At 39.4% G+C, this 22,610-nt stretch carries 20 protein-coding genes; 9 read left to right on the forward strand and 11 right to left on the reverse strand.

Going from position 1 to position 22,610, the window contains the following annotated elements; translation table 11 throughout:
* Positions 1-51 precede the first annotated feature (51 nt).
* Positions 52-807, reverse strand: a complete 756-nt coding sequence (gene udp, locus ACFI34_RS06125; protein ID WP_058404050.1) for a uridine phosphorylase — start codon at positions 805-807, stop codon at positions 52-54.
* Positions 808-1,243: 436 nt separating this feature from the next.
* On the opposite strand from udp, the gene ACFI34_RS06130 reads away from it, so the two are divergent.
* The 7 genes from ACFI34_RS06130 (at position 1,244) to ACFI34_RS06160 (ending at position 11,539) form a co-directional block, all read left to right on the forward strand.
* The gene (locus ACFI34_RS06130) at positions 1,244-2,353 is read left to right on the forward strand and encodes an arginase family protein (RefSeq protein WP_462672807.1); all 1,110 of its coding nucleotides are present in this window, start codon (positions 1,244-1,246) and stop codon (positions 2,351-2,353) included.
* 122 nt (positions 2,354-2,475) lie between these two features.
* Entirely contained in the window at positions 2,476-3,177 is a 702-nt protein-coding gene (locus ACFI34_RS06135) for an amino acid ABC transporter substrate-binding protein (RefSeq protein ID WP_462672808.1), read from the forward strand.
* A gap of 133 nt (positions 3,178-3,310) precedes the next feature.
* Positions 3,311-4,603: a polyamine export protein PaeA gene (gene paeA, locus ACFI34_RS06140; protein ID WP_462672809.1), complete on the forward strand. Its 1,293-nt coding sequence runs from the start codon at positions 3,311-3,313 to the stop codon at positions 4,601-4,603.
* A 457-nt stretch (positions 4,604-5,060) separates the two neighbouring features.
* Positions 5,061-6,218, forward strand: coding sequence for an efflux RND transporter periplasmic adaptor subunit (locus tag ACFI34_RS06145; RefSeq protein ID WP_462672810.1), 1,158 nt, complete (start codon positions 5,061-5,063; stop codon positions 6,216-6,218).
* 12 nt (positions 6,219-6,230) lie between these two features.
* Positions 6,231-9,362, forward strand: a complete 3,132-nt coding sequence (locus ACFI34_RS06150; RefSeq protein ID WP_462672811.1) for an efflux RND transporter permease subunit — start codon at positions 6,231-6,233, stop codon at positions 9,360-9,362.
* Complete coding sequence (locus ACFI34_RS06155; RefSeq protein WP_462672812.1) at positions 9,362-10,768, forward strand: efflux transporter outer membrane subunit; 1,407 nt, start codon at positions 9,362-9,364, stop codon at positions 10,766-10,768. Before ACFI34_RS06150 ends, ACFI34_RS06155 begins: the two co-directional genes overlap by 1 nt.
* A gap of 156 nt (positions 10,769-10,924) precedes the next feature.
* A complete protein-coding gene (locus ACFI34_RS06160; RefSeq protein ID WP_462672813.1) occupies positions 10,925-11,539 on the forward strand; it encodes a TetR/AcrR family transcriptional regulator in 615 nt (204 codons plus the stop codon).
* 284 nt (positions 11,540-11,823) lie between these two features.
* On the opposite strand, the gene ACFI34_RS06165 is transcribed toward ACFI34_RS06160, so the two are convergent.
* From ACFI34_RS06165 to ACFI34_RS06190, 6 genes are all read right to left on the reverse strand, one after another.
* A complete protein-coding gene (locus tag ACFI34_RS06165; protein WP_462672814.1) occupies positions 11,824-12,924 on the reverse strand; it encodes a HupE/UreJ family protein in 1,101 nt (366 codons plus the stop codon).
* A 5-nt stretch (positions 12,925-12,929) separates the two neighbouring features.
* Complete coding sequence (locus ACFI34_RS06170; RefSeq protein ID WP_462672815.1) at positions 12,930-13,937, reverse strand: tetratricopeptide repeat protein; 1,008 nt, start codon at positions 13,935-13,937, stop codon at positions 12,930-12,932.
* Between the two features lie 42 nt (positions 13,938-13,979).
* Positions 13,980-14,483 (reverse strand): Ig-like domain-containing protein, encoded by a 504-nt coding sequence (locus tag ACFI34_RS06175; protein ID WP_462672816.1) that lies wholly within the window; start codon positions 14,481-14,483, stop codon positions 13,980-13,982.
* An 11-nt stretch (positions 14,484-14,494) separates the two neighbouring features.
* Positions 14,495-16,087, reverse strand: coding sequence for a DUF4331 domain-containing protein (locus ACFI34_RS06180; protein ID WP_462672817.1), 1,593 nt, complete (start codon positions 16,085-16,087; stop codon positions 14,495-14,497).
* A 126-nt stretch (positions 16,088-16,213) separates the two neighbouring features.
* On the reverse strand, positions 16,214-16,897 hold the full coding sequence (locus ACFI34_RS06185) for an anti-sigma factor (RefSeq protein WP_462672818.1): 684 nt from the start codon (positions 16,895-16,897) through the stop codon (positions 16,214-16,216).
* Positions 16,894-17,418 carry a sigma-70 family RNA polymerase sigma factor gene (locus ACFI34_RS06190; RefSeq protein WP_006791673.1) on the reverse strand — a complete coding sequence of 175 codons (525 nt, stop codon included), beginning with the start codon at positions 17,416-17,418 and terminating at the stop codon, positions 16,894-16,896. The genes ACFI34_RS06185 and ACFI34_RS06190 overlap by 4 nt, the downstream gene beginning before the upstream one ends.
* A 509-nt stretch (positions 17,419-17,927) precedes the next feature.
* Between ACFI34_RS06190 and ACFI34_RS06195 the strand changes: the two genes are divergently transcribed.
* On the forward strand, positions 17,928-19,547 hold the full coding sequence (locus ACFI34_RS06195) for a diacylglycerol kinase family protein (RefSeq protein ID WP_462672819.1): 1,620 nt from the start codon (positions 17,928-17,930) through the stop codon (positions 19,545-19,547).
* A gap of 48 nt (positions 19,548-19,595) precedes the next feature.
* On the opposite strand, the gene ACFI34_RS06200 is transcribed toward ACFI34_RS06195, so the two are convergent.
* Both ACFI34_RS06200 and ACFI34_RS06205 read right to left on the reverse strand, forming a co-directional pair.
* The gene (locus tag ACFI34_RS06200) at positions 19,596-19,904 is read right to left on the reverse strand and encodes a VF530 family protein (RefSeq protein WP_008126252.1); all 309 of its coding nucleotides are present in this window, start codon (positions 19,902-19,904) and stop codon (positions 19,596-19,598) included.
* Between the two features lie 54 nt (positions 19,905-19,958).
* Positions 19,959-20,261: a DUF1496 domain-containing protein gene (locus ACFI34_RS06205; protein WP_462672820.1), complete on the reverse strand. Its 303-nt coding sequence runs from the start codon at positions 20,259-20,261 to the stop codon at positions 19,959-19,961.
* A gap of 107 nt (positions 20,262-20,368) precedes the next feature.
* Between ACFI34_RS06205 and ACFI34_RS06210 the strand changes: the two genes are divergently transcribed.
* A complete protein-coding gene (locus ACFI34_RS06210) occupies positions 20,369-20,602 on the forward strand; it encodes a TIGR02647 family protein (protein ID WP_219422081.1) in 234 nt (77 codons plus the stop codon).
* 12 nt (positions 20,603-20,614) lie between these two features.
* Here ACFI34_RS06210 and maiA read toward each other — a convergent pair whose 3' ends face one another.
* The gene (gene maiA / locus ACFI34_RS06215) at positions 20,615-21,241 is read right to left on the reverse strand and encodes a maleylacetoacetate isomerase (protein WP_219422080.1); all 627 of its coding nucleotides are present in this window, start codon (positions 21,239-21,241) and stop codon (positions 20,615-20,617) included.
* A 2-nt stretch (positions 21,242-21,243) separates the two neighbouring features.
* Positions 21,244-22,545 (reverse strand): homogentisate 1,2-dioxygenase, encoded by a 1,302-nt coding sequence (gene hmgA, locus ACFI34_RS06220; protein WP_462672821.1) that lies wholly within the window; start codon positions 22,543-22,545, stop codon positions 21,244-21,246.
* Positions 22,546-22,610: the final 65 nt, after the last annotated feature.

Consider the following 22,610-nt stretch of genomic DNA (forward strand, 5'->3'; position numbering starts at 1 on the left):
CACAGCTAATAAGCTGTGCTTTTTCATATTAATTTTACTTGTAAAGTAAAATTAACCTAGTAGTACCTTGGCGGCTTCTAATACAACAGCCACTGATTTTCTTTCTATTTCACCGTGGTCAACGTTAGGAATTTCTTGACGAGTACGGTTAACTAATACTCCGGCAACACAGGCTGCTTGCAAGCCAAGGGCTGCACACATAGTGAATAATGTGGCCGACTCCATTTCGTAGTTCATTACGCCCAGCTTTTGCCATTCTTCACAACTACCTTGAAATGCTTTTGGCACATAACCAGAATGAGTATCGTAGCGCTCTTGGCCTGGGTAAAATGTATCGCTAGACGCTGTAATACCAATATGAAAGTCAATATTTAAATTTTTACATGCTTCAACCATGGCTTGTGTTGCATAAAAATCAGACACGGCAGGGTAGCTAAGTGGTGCAAAATGTTGGCTTGCACCGTCTAAACGCACAGACGCTTGGCTAATTAAGATTTCACCTTCATTAATGTGAGGTTGAATAGCACCCGTAGTACCAATGCGTAAAAATTGACGCACGCCCAATTGAGCAAGTTCCTCTACTGCAATCGATGTAGATGGGCCGCCAATACCTGTAGAGCATATAACCACAGAGTGGCCATTTAGTTGACCTAGATATACATGAAACTCACGTGTTTGAGCAAGGCAGGTTGGGTTGTCTAGGAATTTTGAAATGCGTGCAGCGCGATCTGGGTCACCGGGCACAATCGCAAGTTTTGCACCTTGTAGATCGTCAATACATAGTCCTAAGTGAAATACCTTTTCCATATCTAAGCCTTTTTAAAATAATTTTTATTAATCTAGCATAATTGCTAGAAACCTTTCTTAAGTACAGGACGTATGTCCGTATTAATATAATCGAGTGCTTGTTTAGGCCAGTAAAATAGGGCTTTAGCGTATTTTATTCATCAACTATGAATATTCAAGCACACCCATGGATTGCTGGTTTACTTGTGCGGTTGACTTGTGTGCGCAAGCATTATAAGTATCACTCAACCAAGTGGTTAGTCATAAATGATGATTGCCTGTATTAATTAAAACTTTTTATATATCAGTTTCTTATGCTTTTATTTTAAGTTGATTTTGAAAGGGGGTTAATGATACAGACAAAGATAATTTTTAATTATTTAAAGTTTAGGCCTGTTTAATCGTTTTGCATAAATAATCACTAAAATACGCACAGAACAATTCATAAGGATTTATTATGAGTCAAGAAATTCAAGCATTTAATAGTAAAGTAGAGCACTGCTTATGTGCTCCTGGCGATGGTGTTTTTACCGTTAATACTGCAAAAGAGCGAAAAGCGGTACTTCGAAATAAACTGTATGGTCAAACCGAAAATGTAGATACGCTATGGCGCGAATCGTTAAATGAGTTGCCTCACTCTCCCCATAAAGCGGTAATGCTTGGAATTAGTTCTGATTGTGGTGGCGGTATTTTACGTGGTGCCAATTGGGGGCCTTTGTTTGTTCGCTCAGCATTAATTGATCAGCATCCCGAATGTCATTCGTTCGACTTAGGCGATGTGCGTGTTATTCCTCATTTATTGCACGACAAGTACCTAAACGACGCAACTATCTCTAATTGCCAAAAAGCGCTATACGGAAACGAAAATAACGATTACTACGTCAGTCCGCTATCAATTACCGAAGATGTGTGCGACAGCTTTTATGCGACGTTTAAAGATAAAGGTATTTTTGGTATTGGTGGCGACCACTCTATTAGTTATCCATTAACCAAAGCCTATTTAAAAGCAAAACGCGAGCAAGGGAAGCGTACGGCTATTATTCACTTTGATGCGCACACCGATTTACTTGTGGAGCGCCTAGGCATAGATTTATGTTTTGGGTCTTGGTGTACACATATTTTAGAGTTTTTACCTGCACCACATCACTTAATTCAATTTGGCATACGCTCAAGTGGAAAACCAAAATCACACTGGGAAAACACATTTGGGGTTAAACAACATTGGGCGCATGAAATTATTGAACGCGGTGCAGCCGCTGTTGCTGCAGACACTATCGCACAATTAAAAGCTGATAATGTTGACGAAGTGTATGTTAGTTTTGATATTGACGCACTCGATGCTGAATTTGCTTCTGCAACCGGTACACCGGAAGTTAACGGTTTAACACCTAAGCATGCGCTAGACATTTTATCGGCCATTGCCGATGAGTTTCCTATTACGGGCGCTGATATGATGGAAATAGCACCATTTACCGACAGTTCTTTAGTAGGCCAAGCAAGTTCTGAAACAACATTAAAAGAAGGCGCAAAAATTTCAGCGTTTTTAATTAATGCGATGAATAAATAAGTGCTTCAAAACTAATACTATTGACTTAATCTTATTTTATTAAATACTCAAAACTAGCAGTCTATAAAGCCTCAACTATATTTATTGAATAATTGCACTAATTTAGTTGAGGTTTTTACCCAATGAAGGGATTTGTTTTTTTACTTTGCGTGTTGTGTACGACAGTAAAAGCACACGAAATTAATATAGTTACGGAAGTTTTCCCTGACTTTCAATATCTCGATGCAAACAACCAATTGGCAGGTCGCTCTGTAGAAAAGGTAAAAAACGCCCTTGATGCTGCTGGTATTAGTTACACTATGTCGGCTAACAATTGGAGTGTGTCTTATAACGCAGCCCTTCGAGATAAAAACACCTGCATTTTTTCAATTGTTCGTTTGCCACCAAGAGAAAATAAATTTGTGTGGATAGCAGAACTTGAAGAGTTTGAGTCAGCGATTTATGGACTAAAATCTCGTGGCATAAAGTTAAAGACCTTACATGATGCTAAACGCTATAAAATAGCAGTATTAAGAGATAACTTTAGTCATCATTATTTACTTGAGCGCGGTTTTAACGAAAGCCGGCATCTTTTACTGATTGATAACTTAGATAAAATAGATAAGTTAATTAGTGCACGCCGTGACATTCTTGATTTTGTTATCCTCAGTAAAAAACAATTTAACTACCGTCTTAAAACATCACCAAAATTAAACTTACTCGAGCCAGTGCTTGATTTAAATACGGCTCAATCTCCGTTATATTTTGCGTGTAACATAAATATGGATGAGTCGTTAATTGCACAATTACAGTTTGCATTTAGACAAACTTCCTCCCTTAATTAGTGGCTAAAATTCATTTAACTAACTGAATAATAAAATCTTTAAGATAAAATAAAAATATCAATTGCTGCGCTTAAAAAAGCGACTATAATCAGCTGCTTTTTATATAAAAAGCGCTAACTTTTTGGAGCGTTAAATGGGTGATTTAATCGGGATTAGTCTATTGATCTTGATCAGTGCGTTGTTTGCTATGTCGGAAATAGCAATTGCAGCATCACGAAAAATAAAACTTCGCGTAATGGCAGACGAAGGCAGTTTAAATGCAGCCGCAGTATTAAAACTGCAAGAAAATCCGGGCGCGTTCTTCGCCATGATACAAATAGCACTTAATGCTATCGCTATATTAGGCGGCATTGTAGGTGAACAAGCGTTATCGCCATACGTTGAAAAAATATTGGTTTTATTTTATCAGGGTGCGTATGTAGAGAAAATTAGCTTTTTATTCTCATTTTTTACTATTACCTCGTTATTTATTTTATTCGCTGATTTAATGCCTAAGCGATTAGCGATGATCATGCCAGAAGCTGTTGCTGTTAAGGTCGTTAATATAATGCGTTGGGTTACATTTGCGTTAACGCCTTTGGTGATGTTTTTTAATGGCGTAACTAACTTTGTGCTGCGACTATTTAAAGTCCCCGCAGAGCGTGAAGATAATGTAACCACAGAAGACATTGTGGCCATGATGGAAGCTGGCGCTGAGTATGGCAGTTTGCAAAAACAAGAATATGATTTAATAGGTAATGTGTTTGATTTAGAAGCGCGTTTTTTATCAAGCGTAATGACGCCGCGCGACCAAATTGTGTACTTTGATTTAAACGAAAGTAGCCACGACATTGCGACCAAAATTATTGATCATCCGCATAATCATTTTTTAGTTGTGTCGGGTAACTTAGATAAGTTACATGGCTCTGTTGAATCAAAAGATATTTTACGCCAAGTGCTCAAAGGTGAAGCTGCTAACATCAATGACGAATTAGTTGATACCGATGTGTTTTACTTACCAGAAACTTTAAGTTTATCAGAGGCGTTAAATGCATTTAAAAGTGCCGCTAAACCATTTGCTATTGTGGTAAACGAATATGCATTACTTGTTGGTATTGTTACTGTAAAAGATTTAATGAAAGGCTTTATGGGAGATTTAATAACCCACCAAGGGGATGAACTAATAATCGAGCGAGATAAAACTTCGTGGTTAGTTGACGGACTGACGCCAATTAGCGATTTAGCTAAAGTGCTCGATATAGAGGAGTTCCCAGAGCAAATACATTTTGAGACGGTGGCAGGCTTTTTAATTTACACAATGAAGCGTATACCAAAACGCGCTGAACACATTAGTTATGCGGGCTTTAAATTTGAAGTTGTTGATGTTGAAGGTATCCGTGTTGAGCAGTTGCTTGTATCTAGGTTAGCCTCAAATTTGTCATCCTAGCCACTTTATAAGCCGATTTAATAAGCGCTTAACTTCATCATTTTAATCAAAGCCAAGCTTGCCTTGGCTTTTTTGTTAATAAAAGTTTATTAGTTTGTTCATTACATAAACTATGTATGGCTATACTTAGACTGTTACGTAGCAGAATGGCTTTTATTTTTAATTATCTGAAATATAAAATTTAAATCTCTTCACTATCTACTTTTAGGCTTTACTATAAACAAGCAGGTTTTTGCGTAAGTCATCTTCGATTTTAAGATAACTCCTTGCAGTGAAGGCAATAGCTAGCTTGTAGGTGTAAATATATTTTACAAAGAACTTTATTAACATTACTTAGTGTTTAAGTATGAGACTGAATGGTTGAGTGTAATTTTGTGTAAAGATCTGCTTATTAAGATTTATTCTCACTAACATTTAATTTAGAATGATCGTTCACTCTAAATTAAAGGTATTTAACATGCAGCGTTCTCGCACCGCTTTATTTGTATTTTCAGTTCTCCTAGGCTCAGTTGCGTTGACTGGTTGTGACCAAGTGGCAGAGCAGTCGCAGGCGTCAGCTCCTAAAGCTATACCCGTCGGGGTTATTACGCTAAAAAAACAAACGTTAACTTTAAGGCAAGAGCTGCCTGGACGTATTAGTGCATTTCAAATTGCAGAAATCCGTCCGCAAGTAAGTGGTATTGTGCAATCACGTTTATTTACCGAAGGGTCTCAAGTAGAAAAAGGCCAAGCGCTGTATCAAATAAATCCTGCAACTTTTGAAGCTAACTTAGCAGCAAGTGAAGCTGCTGTTGCCCGTGCTCAAGCAAGCATTGCAAGCAGTAAAGCTAAAGCGTCTCGTTATAGTGAATTATTAAAAATCAAAGCGGTAAGCCAGCAAGACTACGACGAAGCTGATGCAGCCTATAAACAAGCAAAAGCAGAACTTCTTACTGCTCAAGCGCAGCTGCAAACATCAAAAATTAATTTAGAATACAGCCATGTATCTTCGCCTATAAGTGGGCAAATTAGTAAATCGAATGTCACCGTAGGTGCATTAGTGAGTGCAAATCAGGCCACATCTTTGGCAACAGTGACACAACTTGATCCTATCTATATTGATTTAACGCAGTCGAGTAACGAATTAACCAAGCTTAAAAAAGCGATTGTTTCGGGCGATTTAATTGTAGATTCAACCAGTCAAACCGATGTTGAACTCACTATGGAAGATGGCTCTGTTTATTCTCATAAAGGCACTTTACAGTTTTCTGAGGTGACAGTTGACCCAAGTACAGGGTCGGTTACATTACGCGCTAAATTTCCTAATCCTGAAAAGTTACTACTTCCGGGGATGTATGCTCGTGCCTCAATTGTTGAAGGCGTTAAAAGCGACGCTATTTTAGTTCCACAGCGTGGTGTTAGTCGAAATTCAAAAGGTGAACCAACAGCAATGGTTGTTAGCAAAAGTAACACAGTAGAGAGCCGTGTTTTGAAAACAGACCGCACCATTGGATCTAATTGGCTTGTAACCGATGGCTTAATGGAAGGCGATAAACTGATTGTAGAAGGGTTACAAAAAATTCGCCCAGGCGCACTGGTTAGTCCATCTGAAGTTCAAACCGCTAAAGCGCAATAACGGAGAATTTACATGTCACGATTTTTTATCGATAGACCTATATTTGCTTGGGTACTTGCCATAGTAGTGATGCTAGCAGGTATATTAGCTATTAAAAGTTTGCCTATTGCGCAGTATCCATCTATAGCGCCACCGGCAATAAGTATTACGGCAACCTACCCAGGTGCATCGGCTCGTACGCTTGAAGATACCGTTACCCAGGTTATAGAGCAAAAAATGAAAGGCTTAGATGGCTTGCTTTATATGTCGTCAACGTCAGAGTCTAGCGGCTCAGCAACGCTTACACTTTCATTCAGCGCTGAAACCGATCCTGATATTGCTCAGGTTCAGGTGCAAAACAAGTTAGCTACTGCAACGCCACTATTACCTGAAGCCGTGCAAAGGCAAGGTGTTGTGGTTGCAAAGTCAGCCCGTAACTTTTTGATGGTTTATGCGTTTATGTCTAAAGACGGCAGCATGACCAACATTGATATTGGCGACTATGTGTCATCAAACGTGCAAGATATTGTTTCGCGTGTTGAAGGTGTGGGTGAAGTACAGTTATTTGGCTCGCAGTATGCAATGCGTATTTGGTTAGATCCGGCTAAGCTTCAAAACTATAAATTGACGCCTGCAGATATTAGCGCGTCTATTAGTGCACAAAATGCGCAAGTGTCGGCTGGGCAACTAGGTGCTATGCCTGCAGTTGCAGGCCAGCAACTCAACGCAACTGTGACTGCGCAAAGCCGCTTACAAACACCTGAACAATTTAGAGATATTTTAGTTAAAACCAATGCTGATGGCTCTTTTGTAAAGTTGAGTGATGTTGCCCGTGTTGAGCTAGGTGGTGAAAGCTACCGAGTTGTCGCGCGTTATGATGGAAAACCAGCTTCTGGCTTAGGGATTAAATTGGCCAGTGGCGCCAACGCGCTTGATACTGCGCAGGGTGTAAAAGATGCCATTGCTGAATTAGAGCCATTTTTTCCTGAAGGACTAGAGGCGGTTGTGCCTTACGACACTACACCATTTGTGGCGCTTTCAATTGAAAAAGTAATTCATACGCTTATAGAAGCGGTTGTGTTGGTGTTTGTTGTTATGTATCTGTTTTTACAGAACTTTAGAGCAACGCTTATTCCAACAATTGCAGTGCCAGTGGTATTGCTGGGTACGTTTGGTATTTTATACACATTTGGTTACTCAATCAATACACTAACTATGTTTGCCATGGTGCTTGCCATCGGTTTACTAGTTGATGATGCCATTGTTGTTGTAGAAAACGTAGAGCGACTGATGACCGAAGAAAAACTCTCAGCGCTTGATGCAACCCGCAAATCTATGGATGAAATTAAAGGGGCGCTTGTTGGTATTGCAATGGTGCTTTCTGCTGTATTTATTCCGATGGCCTTTTTTAGCGGCTCGACGGGCATAATCTATCGTCAGTTCTCAATTACCCTTGTTTCTGCTATGGGTTTATCGGTACTTGTGGCGCTTATACTTACGCCGGCACTGTGTGCAACGCTTTTGAAGCCTAGCCATGTTCATAATGATAAGTCGTTATTTGGTAAATTTTTTACAGGGTTTAACCGCGGGTTTGATAAAACAAACTCGGGTGCGCAAAGCTTTGTGAGCCGCATGATCAAGCATGCTAAACGTTACCTTGTTATTTACTTTTTAATTGTAGGTGGAATGGCTTATGTTTTTTCAAATTTACCAACCGCATTCTTACCAGATGAAGACCAAGGCATATTATTTAACCAAGTTTCGTTACCTGCGGGTTCTACAACCGAGCAAACACTTGAAGTGGTTAAAAAAGTAGAAAACCACTACTTGAACGAACAATCTGAGGCAGTAAACGGTATTTTTACTGTTACCGGGTTTAGCTTTGCAGGTTCTGGGCAAAACTCAGCTATAGGGTTTGTTAATCTTAAGCATTGGGATGAACGACAACGTGATGATTTATCTGTGCAAGGTGTGGCAGGTAAAGCTATGGGGTATTTTTCCAGTATTAAAGAAGCGTTTGTGTTTGCTTTCCCACCGCCTGCAATTGTAGAGCTGGGTACAGCGAATGGTTTTAATATCTTTTTGCAAGACAGAGTAGGCTTGGGCCACGATGCGCTTTTAGCTGCGCGTAATCAGCTATTAGGTTTAGCAAGCCAAAGTCCGGTATTGGCTGGTGTGCGCCCTAATGGTCAAGAAGATATGCCTGAAATACAACTCGATACTGATTTAGCTAAAGCACAAGCATTGGGTGTCTCGCAAACCGATATTAATAATACCCTTGCTACTGCTTGGGGTAGTAGTTATGTCAATGACTTTATTGACCGTGGGCGAGTTAAAAAGGTGTATATGCAAGGTGATGCTAAATCTAGAATGGTGCCTGAAGATTTAAATAAATGGTATGTACGCAATAAAGATGGCGATATGGTTCCGTTTTCTGCCTTTGCAACTGCCTATTGGACTTACGGCTCGCCTCGTTTAGAGCGCTACAATGGTTTTTCTGCAATGGAAATACAAGGGACCGCTGCGCCTGGCTACAGTACAGGGCAAGCAATGGATGAAATGGAGCGTTTAGTAAAGCAGCTGCCAAATGGTATTTCGTCAGAGTGGACAGGTATTTCGTTCCAAGAACGTTCTAGTAGTGGCCAAGCACCTTTGTTATATGGTTTGTCGTTGTTATTTGTATTTTTATGCTTAGCGGCACTTTATGAGAGTTGGTCGGTACCGTTTGCCGTCATGATGATTGTTCCGTTAGGTATATTTGGTGCTGCTATGGCTGCATTAGGTAGCGGATTATCAAACGATATTTACTTGCAAGTGGGCTTATTAACTACGATAGGGTTAGCGTCTAAAAATGCCATATTAATTGTGGAGTTTGCCATACATAAAATAGATGAGGGGCTTGGTTTAGTTGAAGCGGCCGTGGCTGCAGTAAGACTGCGTTTACGCCCAATTTTAATGACTTCAATGGCCTTCATTTGCGGCGTTATTCCACTCGCTATTGCATCAAGTGCGGGTTCTGGTGCGCAAAATGCGTTAGGTATTTCTATCATTGGTGGAACACTTGCCTCTTCTATATTAGTTGTTGTTTTTGTGCCGTTATTTTTTGTATTAGTACGCCGGGTTTTTCCTGCAAAAGAAAAAGACACTAACGAGGAGGCTGCATAATGGCTATAAAAACGTTTTCGTTAAGTGCACTGACTCTAATTGTTTTAAGTGGGTGCCAGTTGGCGCCTGAACAGCAAGATTTAGTGTTGCCAGTGCCAAAATCGTATGCAGCTCAGACAGAACTGGCAACAGTTAATACGCTAAAGTGGCAGCAGTTTTTTAGCGATAAAAAACTTCAGGTGCTTATAAATCAGAGCCTTGAGCACAATAAAGACCTACAAATTGCGATGCTTAATGTGCAGCGGGTGCGTGGGTTGTATCAAATAGAAAACTCAACATTGTATCCGTCGTTAAGTGTAAATGGCTCGGGCACTCGCCAGCGTCTGCCTGCCAGTTTAACAAGTACTAATGAGGCCACTATAAGCTCGCAATACAGTGCTACTGTAGGAATTACATCTTACGAATTAGATATATGGGGTAAGGTTCGTAACCAAACTCAACAAGCACTGCAAAATTTATACTCTACTGAGCTTACCCAATACAGTACGCAAGTGTCGCTGGTAGCAGAGCTGGCTAATGCGTGGCTTAATTATGCAACCGATCAACAATTACTTGGGCTTGCTGAGGAAACGTTAAAATCACAACAAGCGTCGCTTGGGCTTACTCAAAAAAGTTTTGATTTAGGCGCAGCATCTAAAATTACGTTAGAGCAATTGAAAAGTACTGTTGCCAGCGCAAAGGTTGATATTGCAACTTATAAACGTTTATTAAAGCGCGATAAAAACGCACTTGATTTATTAGTAGGAAAACCAGTAAGTCCTGAGCTTCTGCCAAATAAGGTGCTGGACTCGTTATTGGCGTTGCCTAAAATACCGGTTGGTTTACCTTCTGATTTATTAACTCAACGCCCAGATATTAAAGCAGCAGAACATCAGTTATTGGCCGCTAATGCCAACATTGGTGTAGCGCGTGCTACTTTTTACCCCAGTATTAGTTTAACGGCTAATGCGGGTACTGCCTCTAACGATTTAAGTGATTTATTTGATGCAGGTTCGGGTACGTGGAGTTTTATTCCATCAGTTACTTTACCTATTTTTAATATGGGCAGGAATCAAGCTCAGTTAGATGTTGCTAAAGCTGACCAACAAATTGCGGTAGTGACTTACCAGCAAAAAATTCAGCAAGCATTTCGTGAAGTGTCTGATTCGTTAGCCGATAACGAAGGCTATCAAGCGCAATTAAGCGCACTTGATATGTTACTACAAAGCCGAGGGTCTACGTTTTCGCTATCAAAGGCGCGTTACGATAAAGGTGTTGATAGCTATTTACAAGTCCTTGATGCACAACGCAGCTGGTACGCTGCACAGCAACAGCAAATTTTGGGTCAACAGGCTTTGTTAGCTAGCCAAATTAGCTTGTATAAAGTGGTTGGTGGTGGCTGGGAAAAAAGCGCTCAAGCCAATTAAGTAAAGGTTTATAGCTGTAAACACTGTGTTGCAGCTAGTTAAAGTTAACTAGATTTTAAAAGGGCTAAATACTTATTTTTTAGTGGCAGGTTTGTTTAAAAATAAGTAAGTATTTGCCCTACTGTCGAGTTTAATAATTCGACAGGGGAGCTTTGTATGAAAACTAAAAGACAAACCGATCCAGCTATAGCCAAAGCGCGTCGTGATCAGGTTTTAACTGCGGCGGCTGAATGCTTTCGTCGTAAAGGCTTTCACGCTGCAGGAATGGCAGAAATATCCAGAACAGCAGGGATGAGTGCTGGCCATATTTACAATTACTTTGAAAGCAAAGAAGCCATTATAGAAAGTATTATTGAAAAAGATATGGAAGAAATGTTCTCTATTTTTGAACATTTTGAAGGACAACCAGAAGATACGCTCACAGTATTATTGAACGGTTTAAACATAGGCGTACAAAGGCACATGGATACTGGGGAGTGTGCGGTCGATTTAGAGATGTTAGCGGAGGCCGGGCGAAATAATAAAGTCGCTAAATTATTACGTGATGCAGATACGCAAGCACGTAATAGAATGCGCCAGCTTTTAATAAATGAACGCAGCGTGATAAAAGACATAGATGAGGCAGAACTAGAAAGCCGCATAAATGTTATTTTTTCAGTAATGGCGGGCTTACTTTTACGAAAAGTACTTTACCCCGAACTTACCGAAGAGACTGTTTTAATTGCGCTTCGCCCTGCAATGAGAACGTTATTAATGCCGTTTGAAGATTAAAATAGTGCTATTAAAATGTAGATACTATACACCCGCTATATTAGCGGGTTTATAGTATTAAAACCGTTTAAAGTAATACCAACCCACAATAATACTTAATCATTTTGTGGGGCTAAATGTCTCGCTATTTGCGTTAAAAATTATCATTTACGACTGCATGTATGCAGAGCAATGCAAGAGCAATTGCCGATAACACCTAAATAGCGAACTCTTTTCCTAGCTATCAAGACGTTTTTCCATCTTCAAAATAGATTACTTAATTAGGCGAATGGGTATAATTATGTTCAAAAGCGTTCTACAGACCAGTTTAGAGCCACTACTGCAATACCTATAGACCCTGCAGGCATTAACCATTTTACATACCAAGCGGTTTTTCTAAATGCAATTAATAAAGGCAACGCTACTAATAAAATACTTAGTTGGCCAATCTCTACCCCTAAATTAAATGCCAATATGCTCATTAATTGATAGTTACTCGACAAACCTAATTCACCAAGTACACTCGCAAATCCCATTCCGTGAAGTAACCCAAAAGCAAATGTCAGCCAGCCTAAACGCAAAACAACGGGCCAAACATTATTAATGGCTGCTAACAATACAGAAATTGCAATAATTAGTTCAACCCAGCGAGTATTGAGAGATATTAAATTAAGCGCTGTTGCTGTAAGCGTTATAGAATGAGCAAGCGTAAATGCTGTAACAATCCATGCAGTGTGTTTGATAATGTGTTTTTTAGAGCTAATGGGCTGCCAGGTGTTTTTATCACGGGTTAAAACACAAGTTAGTAATAGCGCAATTAAAAATAAAATATGATCAATGCCTATCCAAATGTGTAATACGCCTTGGTATACATATTCTGTAAAGGTGTCTAAATAGCTCGACTGCTTAGTATTAAAGGTTTGGTTAGGTTCATTTATACTAAAAACACGTGCTATGTTGTCTACATTAACAATAACTTTATGATTTGCGTCATCTTGAAAAAAAGCTGAATACTTAAGAGTAATAGGGTCATTTGTTAAACATGAAAATGACACGGGCAATACTAAGTAAGGCTGATTAAAGTGCTCATTTAGCTGGTAATTATTATTTACAGTAAGTGCACACGTTTGCGTGTTTTGTTCCGCGATAAGATTGTTTTTAATAAATGCGTTAATTGAGTCGCGTTTTGCTTTTATTTCAGCCCAAGTAATGTTGGCGTTTTGGTCTAAGTCGAGTGCTATAACGTGCTCTAAATCAGCCACGTTGATTTCCCAATTTCCGCTGTATTGAGCTGTATTGTTGCTATTAAGTGTAATGTAGCCAGTACTTAACTGGTGTGCAAAAGCTGCTGTTGAAAATAATAAGCTTAACAACATAATAGAAAATACGCGTATTAATTTACTCATATTATTTACATCCTTTTAGCGTGAATAATAAGTGCTTGGTCGATATTCATCTTGGCCTGTTGCCAGTTAATATTGGCCCAATACAAGGCTTTAGATTTGTTTGGCTGCACATGAATATAGTAGTTTGCTAAATCACTGGCATGAAAACTGTCGTGGCGCACTTCTCTTAGCTCTACTCGTTGCTTCATGGTGTTTTGCCATGTGTATTGCGTCGTGTTTAGTTGTTTTTCTGCAATGGCTAAGCGAAGTAAAAGCGCGTCTTCTAGATCGTGTGGTTCTTTTATTAAGTTACTTAATTTGTTGATTACTTGCTGTGGCTTATTTAAGCCCAATTGTATGTCTGCCCATAAAGCAATTAGGCTTACTGGAGAGTTTACTAAATTTATATTTTCAAGGTGCTTTAATGCGTTTGTGTAGTTTTGTAATCTAAAGCTCATTTCAGCTAGGACATGTTTTGTGTTGAGGTCAATAGGCTTATTATTCGCAAGCTTCACTAAAGACTGATAGCTACCTAATAAATTACCGTGCTGACTTTGCACGTCTAGTACACAAGTACTTGCAGTTAATGTGCTTACTCTAGTTATTAGTGCTAAGCAATGCTGTTTAGCAAGTTCAAATTGGCCTTGTGTCATGTACAAGTTTGCGAGTAATAGATGAGTATTGCTGTGATCAGGCATTATTTTTAAAACACTATTAGCAATGTTTATCGCATCATTAAACAAATGCTCTTTTTGCAAAACGCGTGCATATAAATAGCCTACTTGTGGCGTTGGCTCATTTAAATATATTTCTGCGAGCCTGTTTTTGAGTACTCCTTGCATATGCTCCGTTTGTCCAACGAATTGGCTTTTATTGACTAGGTTTTCTATTTCATTTATCGATAGTGAGGCAGTTAAATCCGATTTAGTGACTGCTATTACGTCGTTGTCATTAGGTGTATAAGCCGCTGCAAAAAGCTCAAATGAGCACACTAAGCTTAATGTAATCATCAGGTTTGCTAAAGGTGATTTCATATTTATATCCTTAAAATAGCCATCCATGGCCGGTCAGCTTATTTACTGATTACTAATTAAATTATTAATATCTGTGTCTTTATTTGTAAACTCTCTTCCATTTACAGAGAGTGGCTCTGCATTCGGTGCTTGGTTAAATGCATCGCTAGCAAACTGAGCAAAGTCAACTTGCAAGGCTTCAATAGTGATATTTACTATTGCACTTACTTGGCTATTTACGCCATCAGATACGCCAAATGTAAAGCTATCTGTGCCCGTAACCTCTTTATTTGGTGTGTAAGTAAAGTTGCCATCAGCGTCAATATTTACCATGCCTAGTGAAGGCTCACTGACCAATGAATAAGTAAGTGAATCACCTTCTATATCTATGGCTGTAAGTGAGTCGGTAATATTCACCTCCGTTTGCGTTGTTAACATGATGTCGCTAACTGAAGGCGCTGTATTAACCACAGGCAACGGCTTTTTATTGTCGTCATCATTGCTACACGCTCCCAGTATTAATGCGCTAAGCAGAATACCTATATGCGTTATTTTTAAGTGTTGCATTAGTTTACTCCTTATTTAGAGCCCGCAAGTGGGGTAGCTAAGTACGGAAAGGTTGAGTCCATCATTGTTGCATCAACAGGTGCGCCATCGGTAAATGGTACTGTACCAACGCTTGCATCTTCGGGAGTACACAAGCCAAGGTCAGTATCTTCGCCTGCAACAGGAATAGGATGACATAAACGACCCATTACTACGCGCAGAGCAATATCAACAACATCATCGCCAGGGCGTCGGCCGTTTGGAAAGCCAGCTAAATCGTTTCCTGCAACACCAAATGCAGACTGCTCACTTTGCGCTGTTGCCGCGATGTTTGTGTTTAAACGAAGCATTTCAGACGGCGTCACCGTGGCTTGTTGATTAACACCCGCAAAACCGGTTAAAAATGCGGTAATTAAATCGGTACGAGGGAAGTTTGTTGGTGCTAATGTTTCAAGGTTAGCGCCAAGTGTCGTATTAACAGCATCTTTAAATAATATGTTTAACAGTTCAGGAAGAGCAGGATGCGACACATAATCTAAAAACTGACCATCATCCTTAGGATGTGCTGTAGAGAACGTATCTTTATCTTTTATACCAATAACAAGCTCATTAACAAGTGGATTACCCAAACGCGATACTTGTGTAAGTGCACCACCATTAACTGCATTATTAGCAAATTTAGCATTCGGGTTTAGTATGCGAGCTTGCGGTAAACTTGCAGTGGTCCACGAACCAATAACGCCATTACCTTCGCCTACAATACAGCTTTTTGGTACTTCAATAGCAATTGATGTCACGTTTTTATCTGCAAGATCGTCATTGTCAGCCGATTGGGTGATGCCCCCAGGGAAGCCACCTGCATCACCAGCACCCGGAGCGCTGTCGCCCTCTACCGGTACGTAGTTTACTAAATCGAATGTTTTACCAAGGTTAACGACAAACGCATCTTTTCTTTGGCCAACAAATACTTGTGCCATGCTTTCACAACCCGGGATTGACACATTATATACAAATTGATCTGCGTAAGTTTGATAGTCAGCTTTAGAGGTAAATGTTTTATTACCAATATAATCAAGTGGCTTACTGAATGTAGATGTGCCCGTAGTGGTATTATTTAATAAGGTTGCAACGCCTGTACGCTGCGGCCCATTAATCATACTCAGAGTATATGATTCACTGAAGTTAGTTGCGCTATTATCACCGGCTGATACACCGCCCACATTTTTAAGTGGCACAGAAACAGTACGCTGGTTACCTTCTGGGCCTACAGCTAATTGCACACCTTGATTATCGTTTGGTAGCATGCTTTGAAAATCAAATGCAAAAGTAATGTCTTCAATTGCATCGCCATCGTTATCTATGTGTATGCTGTAAGTTGCATCTGGGTCCATTGCAAAATAATTAGGGCCGCCGTAGGCATCCTGTAATGGAATATAGTTTGCAATTAGTGTGACGTACTCTTCTTTTCCTTGTTCATAGCTATTAAATACATAAAAATCGGTAGAATCTAAGGTCGGAAAGCGACTAATATTTGGCGCTTCTCGGTGACTTGATGCGTTACTTGGTGCGCTAATAAAAGTGCTGCATATTACTACTGCGAGTATTGATGGTGTTAAAGCTTTCATGACTTTTTCCTTTAGTTTTAAATAGAAGTCATAGCTAATAACGGGGGGGAATTTAGATTGGATGCAAAAAAGTTAAATTTTATTTAAATAAAAAATGGCTGCTTATGTAAGCAGCCATACAAGGGATTAAAGAAGCACGAGTTCGGTTGTATAAAGTACCTCGGTAGGTAAGCCGTTTGGCGAACCACCTAAAGGCTCTAAACTGACTGCTAATAGTGAAATATCGTCAGCGTTAAAGCGTTTATCTTTTAGCAAAAATTTACCGCCTTGTTTAGGTAATATACCCAACGAAACAGGTAAATCTTGCCCTTTTAAGATCATCCATAGTTGATAATCTTTATCTCTTTGGGCAACTAATTGACTACTGGCTTTAATAGTTAATGCATCTTCGTTTACTTCAATAAACCATAAAGACTGTTTATCTTGGTTTTGCACGAGTGCAATTTGCTGATATTGCGACACTTCTTTGGCCGGTTGAATGACTAAAAATGCCAACACAATACACGCGGCGGTGGCTATAAACGACCATGTCTGCCAAATCGACGGCTTAGTTTGCACCACTGTTTGACTAGGCAGTGTTTTTGACTCAATGCCTTGCAAAATGTTTTCCCAAACAGAATCGCTAGGCGCTTGAGGTGTAATTGCACTTGCTAGATTATTAAGGTTTTGCTCCCACATAAAAATTGCCTCACGTGCTTTGCTTGAGCTAAGTAATAAACGCTGAAAACGCTTTCGTGCCAGCCCTTTAAGTGTGCCAAGCACATATTGTCCTGCTAGCGCGTCTAACAGCTCGGGTTTTGTATAATTCATAATGTTAAACACCTCTGAAGTTGTGTAAGCCCGCGTCTGATCCAGCTTTTAACTGTGCCCAATGGCGACTCTATATGGTCTACTAGCTCGCTGTGACTAAGCCCTTTATAGTAAGCTAAATGAATAGCCTGCTTTTGTTGAGGTTCAAGCTGCTCTATACAGTTTACTAATTTAGTATTTTCGTCGTAGTTAACATCGACGCTCTGAATATCGAAGTCATCATCTCCCATCGTTTGCTCTTTTCTTACTTTGTTGTAACGCAGCGCATCCAGACTTCTATAACGTACTATACTTATCATCCAGCTTATGACGGTGCCTTTAGAAGCATTGTATTCTGAGGCGTTATGCCATATTTTAATGAAGGCGTCTTGCAGCACTTCTTCGGCGTGTGCTCTGTTAGAAAGCATATTTAAGCTAATGGCAAAAAGCTTTCCGCTTGTTTGTTGATACAAGGTTGAAAATGCATGCTTATCGCCTTGCGACGTATCGTATAACAAAGACAGTAAATTATCGTTTTCCATAAATATCCTATTTATTTTTATTCTCTTTTTAAAAACGTATGAGGTTAGAACTTGGATGCAAAAAAGTTAAGTAGCTTGCAACAGTATACTTTTTACTCTTTTTTGCAATGGCTATCTGTGGTTTATTATTAGGTATGATTCTGTGAGTTTAAAAACTATATCAGAGGAAAGCATCTGTGATGGTTGAGCCGATTTTTGTTTATAGCAGAGTCGCCCCCCTAAGTTACACTTAAATTAAATTAGCTTGGTGAGTTAGATTTACTAATATGGAGCTAAGACTGAGTTAGATACTACTGTGATACGTGTGAAAAATTAACACACTCATTGTGTAAAAAGAGCAAAGTCCATATAAACCAAAAATCATGATGTTTAAATAGCTATTAAATATCAATAACATAAGTAAAAAGTGGTGGCGTACGCTTTACTGTTTTGTGGCTTGTAAATTGCAAACACAATTATAAAAGCTGTTTGTTAATTAATGAATAGCGATAAATATAAATGGAGATTTTATGTGGGCTGCAATTAGTTATTTGATATTAGCGTGTGTACTTATTTTTATAGGGTGGGAAATACATTCAATTTATTTTTCGTTATTTTTTTACTGGACCGCGCTATCACTGTCATTGGTCAGTGGGGCATACATTTTTAATATAGGTAAAATTTTCAGAAAGCGAGAAAACGGCGTTATTCCATTTTATATACGCTGGGCGTTTATTCCTTTTTTATTGGGGGCGCAAGTGTATAACGCGTGGTCGCGTAAGCATGATAAAGTTCCACCAATTCAGCAAATTAACGATAACCTTTTTTTAGCATGCCGCTTATTTCCCTCGGATATAGACACGTTAAAAAGCAATAATATTACCGCTATATTAGATGTTACTTGTGAGTTTGACGGTTTAGAGTGGAGCTCGACACAAGAGCGTATTAACTACTTAAATATTCCAGTACTTGATCATAGCGTGCCAACACACTCTCAGCTTAACCAGGCAATAAATTGGATTCATCATCAAATCCAAAAAAACAATAAAGTGGTTGTGCATTGCGCGTTGGGCCGTGGACGTTCAGTGTTTGTAATGGCTGCTTACTTACTTAGTCAAAATAAACATGCCGATGTGCATGATGTGCTTGCCCAAATTAAAGAAACACGTGAAACCGCTAATCTAAATAAACGCCAACTGCGCCACCTAGCAAAGCGACATAAAAGTGGCGAACTAGTAATTAAAAATCGTGCATTTTTAATTGCAAATCCCGTATCGGGTACAAAAATATGGCAAGAAAAAGAACAATTTATAATTGCCCGTTTGTCTACTTATTACGATTTAACCGTAATGACCACAAGTCCTGACATTAACGGGATAGAGCTTGCCAAACAAGCGATTACAGAAAAGCCTGATATTGTTATTGCTTGTGGTGGCGATGGAACAGTAGCCGAAGTTGCGAGCGTATTAGTTAATACACCCTGTAAATTAGGTATTATTCCACTGGGGACCGCAAATGCGCTTGCTCACGTTTTAATGGGAATAAGTTCAAAATTTATACCTGTAGAGCAAGCGTGTGATTTAATTATTGATGGTCAATCTACTTTAATTGACACCGCTTATTGTAACGACGAGCTAATGCTACTTTTAGCCGGGATAGGTTTTGAACATGCAATGATTGAAAAAGCTGACCGCGAGTTTAAAAATAAATTTGGGCAACTCGCTTATTTAACAGGATTTTTTCAGGCGTTTTCGGAACAAAAATCGCAACAGCTCAACGTAAAATTGGACGATAACAAACCAATGATGATCACAACAAGCAGTTTTGTTGTTGCTAATGCAGCACCGTTTACAACGCTACTTGCTCAAGGGGGAGGGCAGCCTAATCACAGTGATGGGCTACTTGATATAAATTGGCTTATACCCAATAAAGAAAATTCCACTACGGTACTGAGTATTGCCGAGCTTATGTTTAGCAGTATAACGCAAAGTCATTTAGCCATTAACTCTCAACACACAAATGCTAAAAAAGTCGAAATATCTTCAGATAATGGGATTAAGTATGTCATTGATGGCGAAGTGAAAACGGCTGATAGGCTTGTGGTTGAAATACAGCCAGCATCGCTTAATGTGATCAGTAAGGAAATTTAGTAAAACTAAAATATAAAGGCGCATTAAAGTGCGCCTTTATTTATATTTTTACTTTTTTATTGATGGCCAAACAAAGTCAGTTGTATCTGGCGCCTTGTTTGTTGTTTTACGAGGTGCGCTTTTTGGTTTGCGAAGTGGTTTGTTATTTATTGTATGAATATATAACGCTTCAACTTTGTCTCTGGCCCAAGGGGTTTTGCGTAAAAATTTTAAGCTAGATTTTATGCTTGGTGCATCCGTAAAACACTTAATTTTTACTTGTTCGCCCAGCGTTTTCCAGCCAAGCCTCTGCTCTAACTCGACCAATATTTGTTCTAGTGTGATCCCATGTAGTGGGTTTTTAGGTTGATTATCCATAGCCATACTGCTTATTTAAACTATGCTTATTGTAGCTTAAATACAATAAGCAGGCTATTTCACTGTAATCTTTTTAGGTCGATTTGGGTAAATAACTTCCCCTTGCTCATTAAGCTTAAGCCACATTAATGCGCCATTGGTCTGATTGGGGTTTTTAGCACTGCATAGTAAAGTAAATGTCTTAACGCTAATTAATGCGCCTTCACTATAGCGTTTGTCATCGTACCAACACATTGTTTGGTGCTGAGTCAGCTGACTGGCGTTCACAAAAGTGCGGCTGTTATGCGGCTCGGCATTACAAAATAACGAGAGCGATAAGCTTAAAAAACAGACGGATAGAATAATTAACGTGCGCATAATATTCTCCTACAACAGACTCTAAAAATAGTACGTAATACCATAAAACATGCTAGTGTAATATTACACACTAAGAAATGCACAAAACAATAAGAAGGTGAACACACATGAAATTTAACCAAATGATGATAGATGAATTCACATTACTTGCAAAGTTTCCACTCGATAGCAAAATGCAGGGGATTAAATTGCACTCTGACGCAGAAGCAAGCTTGATAGAAGCAGCACAACGATTATTTGATAAAGGCGTTATAGACAGCCCTGATGGCGGTTACTTGACGGATTTGGGGTTAGATTTAATTGAGCACGTTACGGTTATTCATAGCGTGCTCAAAAGTTAAGCTTAGCGGTACTCAGTTCGCATCGGGTTGATTTTGCGGTGCGGCATCATTAAACGCAGCTAATTTATTACATCGCTCATAAATGGCTGCGATTTTAGGGTAGTGACTCATATCCACATTAAAACGAATAGCATTAAATACCTGCGGTACTAAGCAAACATCAGCAAGGCTTGGCTCGTTCCCAATACAGTAATCATCGTCTGTGAGCATTGTTTCTATTTTATCAAAACCTACTTCAACCCAATGCCTGTACCAGGTGTTTTTAGCATCCTCGTCTACGTTTAATTCATTAGATAAATACTTGAGTACACGCAAATTATTAACAGGGTGTATATCACACGCTATTGCAAAGCTTAAATTTCTAATTTGTGCTTTTCGCCAAGCTGAGCCGCTTATTAATGGTGACTGTGGGTATGTTTCATCAAGCCATTCTAAAATAGCTAATGATTGACCAAGCACGCCTTCGTCGGTTTCAAGTGCTGGTAAAAGCCCTTGTGGGTTTAATGTCAAGTAGTTCTCATCAAGCTGTTCTGATTTTAATAAGTTAACAATTGCCAGCTCGTGATCAATTTTTTTTAGGTTTAACGCAATGCGTACGCGGTATGCAGCAGATGAGCGAAAATAACTGTATAGCTTCATAATTAATCCTTGTTGGCTGAATAGTGTTTTTTAATTGTTCGCCAACAATCAGTGTAATTTGGTTGGCGCTCTTTACCTTCTAATGCGTATTTAGTCGGTGAAATGACATAACGTGATTCAAACATAAACGCTAAGGTATTTTCGTATTTTTGTGGAACCAGTTCCGCATTAGATGCTTTTTCAAATACATCCGCTTCAGGTCCATGCGGAGACATACAATTATGTAAACTTGCGCCACCTGGCACAAAGCCATGCTCTTTTGCATCATATACACCTTCAATTAACCCCATAAATTCACTCATGATATTACGATGATAGTAGGGCGGACGAAACGTGTTTTCAGCAACCATCCAACGCGGCGGAAAAATAACAAAATCAACATTAGCCATCCCTTCAGTGGCTGATGGCGAGGTTAAAACGGTGAATATAGACGGATCAGGATGGTCAAAGCTTACTGTATTCATTACATTAAATCGGGATAAATCGTATTTATAAGGCGCGCTACTACCTGTCCATGCAACAACATCGAACGGTGAGTGCTTAATCTCACAGCTGAATAAGTTGCCATTAAACTTTGATATCAGTTCAAAATCACCTTCTTTATCTTCAAAAGCTGCAACAGGGTATTGAAAGTCACGGTCGTTGGCATAGCCGTTTGCACCAACCGGGCCTCGCTCTGCAAGTTCCAAAGCATGACCATAGTTTTCGCATATATAACCACGGGCCGTTGATTGTATTAAATCAACAGAAAACTTCATTCCTCGCGGTATGACTGCAATTTCACCTGGTTTAACACATAGCTTACCGCACTCTGTATGCAGGAGTAGCTCGCCTTGTTGGGGTACAAATAGCATTTCACCGTCAGCGTTGTAAAAGTAGCGATCAACCATAGACTTGTTAGCAACATACACATGAATACCGATGCCAGATTGCCCATTAGCACTGCCGTTAGCAGCCATTGTTATGAGTCCATCTATAAAATCAGTTGGCTTTGTAGGAATTTCAACGGGGTTCCAGCGAAGCATAGTCGGAGGTGTTACGGCTTCAGTTATAGGCGCAGTTCGAATCAGGCCATTATCAATAGCGATGTAATCACCTTGCACTACCGAAGGGCGTAACCGGTACAGCCATGTTCTGCGATTTGCGGCTCGTGGCGCTGTAAATGCTGTAGAGCTAAATTGTTCAGTATAAAGATCGTACTTAACTTTTTGAGGAGTAAATTGCCCTATAGGCAAGGCACCGGGTAGCGCTTCGGTTTCAAATTCATTACCAAAACCGGTCATGTACTTTAACTGTTCTGCCATTACTGACTCCTGTGAGAGAAGGCTAGTTTTATGTTTTATTTATTTAAGTTAAGATACTCTCAAGT

The sequence above is a fragment of the Pseudoalteromonas sp. PSi26 genome (genome assembly GCF_054960575.1).

Bases quoted from the DNA above. Each gene is read 5' to 3' on its own strand.
- ACFI34_RS06165 (WP_462672814.1), bottom strand. From the start codon at position 12,924: ATGAGTAAATTAATACGCGTATTTTCTATTATGTTGTTAAGCTTATTA.
- ACFI34_RS06145 (WP_462672810.1), top strand. From the start codon at position 5,061: ATGCAGCGTTCTCGCACCGCTTTATTTGTATTTTCAGTTCTCCTAGGC.
- ACFI34_RS06175 (WP_462672816.1), bottom strand. From the start codon at position 14,483: ATGCAACACTTAAAAATAACGCATATAGGTATTCTGCTTAGCGCATTA.
- ACFI34_RS06160 (WP_462672813.1), top strand. From the start codon at position 10,925: ATGAAAACTAAAAGACAAACCGATCCAGCTATAGCCAAAGCGCGTCGT.
- ACFI34_RS06135 (WP_462672808.1), top strand. From the start codon at position 2,476: ATGAAGGGATTTGTTTTTTTACTTTGCGTGTTGTGTACGACAGTAAAA.
- ACFI34_RS06195 (WP_462672819.1), top strand. From the start codon at position 17,928: ATGTGGGCTGCAATTAGTTATTTGATATTAGCGTGTGTACTTATTTTT.
- ACFI34_RS06200 (WP_008126252.1), bottom strand. From the start codon at position 19,904: ATGGATAATCAACCTAAAAACCCACTACATGGGATCACACTAGAACAA.
- ACFI34_RS06170 (WP_462672815.1), bottom strand. From the start codon at position 13,937: ATGAAATCACCTTTAGCAAACCTGATGATTACATTAAGCTTAGTGTGC.
- ACFI34_RS06180 (WP_462672817.1), bottom strand. From the start codon at position 16,087: ATGAAAGCTTTAACACCATCAATACTCGCAGTAGTAATATGCAGCACT.
- hmgA (WP_462672821.1), bottom strand. From the start codon at position 22,545: ATGGCAGAACAGTTAAAGTACATGACCGGTTTTGGTAATGAATTTGAA.
- ACFI34_RS06130 (WP_462672807.1), top strand. From the start codon at position 1,244: ATGAGTCAAGAAATTCAAGCATTTAATAGTAAAGTAGAGCACTGCTTA.
- maiA (WP_219422080.1), bottom strand. From the start codon at position 21,241: ATGAAGCTATACAGTTATTTTCGCTCATCTGCTGCATACCGCGTACGC.
- ACFI34_RS06185 (WP_462672818.1), bottom strand. From the start codon at position 16,897: ATGAATTATACAAAACCCGAGCTGTTAGACGCGCTAGCAGGACAATAT.
- ACFI34_RS06190 (WP_006791673.1), bottom strand. From the start codon at position 17,418: ATGGAAAACGATAATTTACTGTCTTTGTTATACGATACGTCGCAAGGC.
- ACFI34_RS06210 (WP_219422081.1), top strand. From the start codon at position 20,369: ATGAAATTTAACCAAATGATGATAGATGAATTCACATTACTTGCAAAG.
- ACFI34_RS06205 (WP_462672820.1), bottom strand. From the start codon at position 20,261: ATGCGCACGTTAATTATTCTATCCGTCTGTTTTTTAAGCTTATCGCTC.
- paeA (WP_462672809.1), top strand. From the start codon at position 3,311: ATGGGTGATTTAATCGGGATTAGTCTATTGATCTTGATCAGTGCGTTG.
- udp (WP_058404050.1), bottom strand. From the start codon at position 807: ATGGAAAAGGTATTTCACTTAGGACTATGTATTGACGATCTACAAGGT.
- ACFI34_RS06150 (WP_462672811.1), top strand. From the start codon at position 6,231: ATGTCACGATTTTTTATCGATAGACCTATATTTGCTTGGGTACTTGCC.
- ACFI34_RS06155 (WP_462672812.1), top strand. From the start codon at position 9,362: ATGGCTATAAAAACGTTTTCGTTAAGTGCACTGACTCTAATTGTTTTA.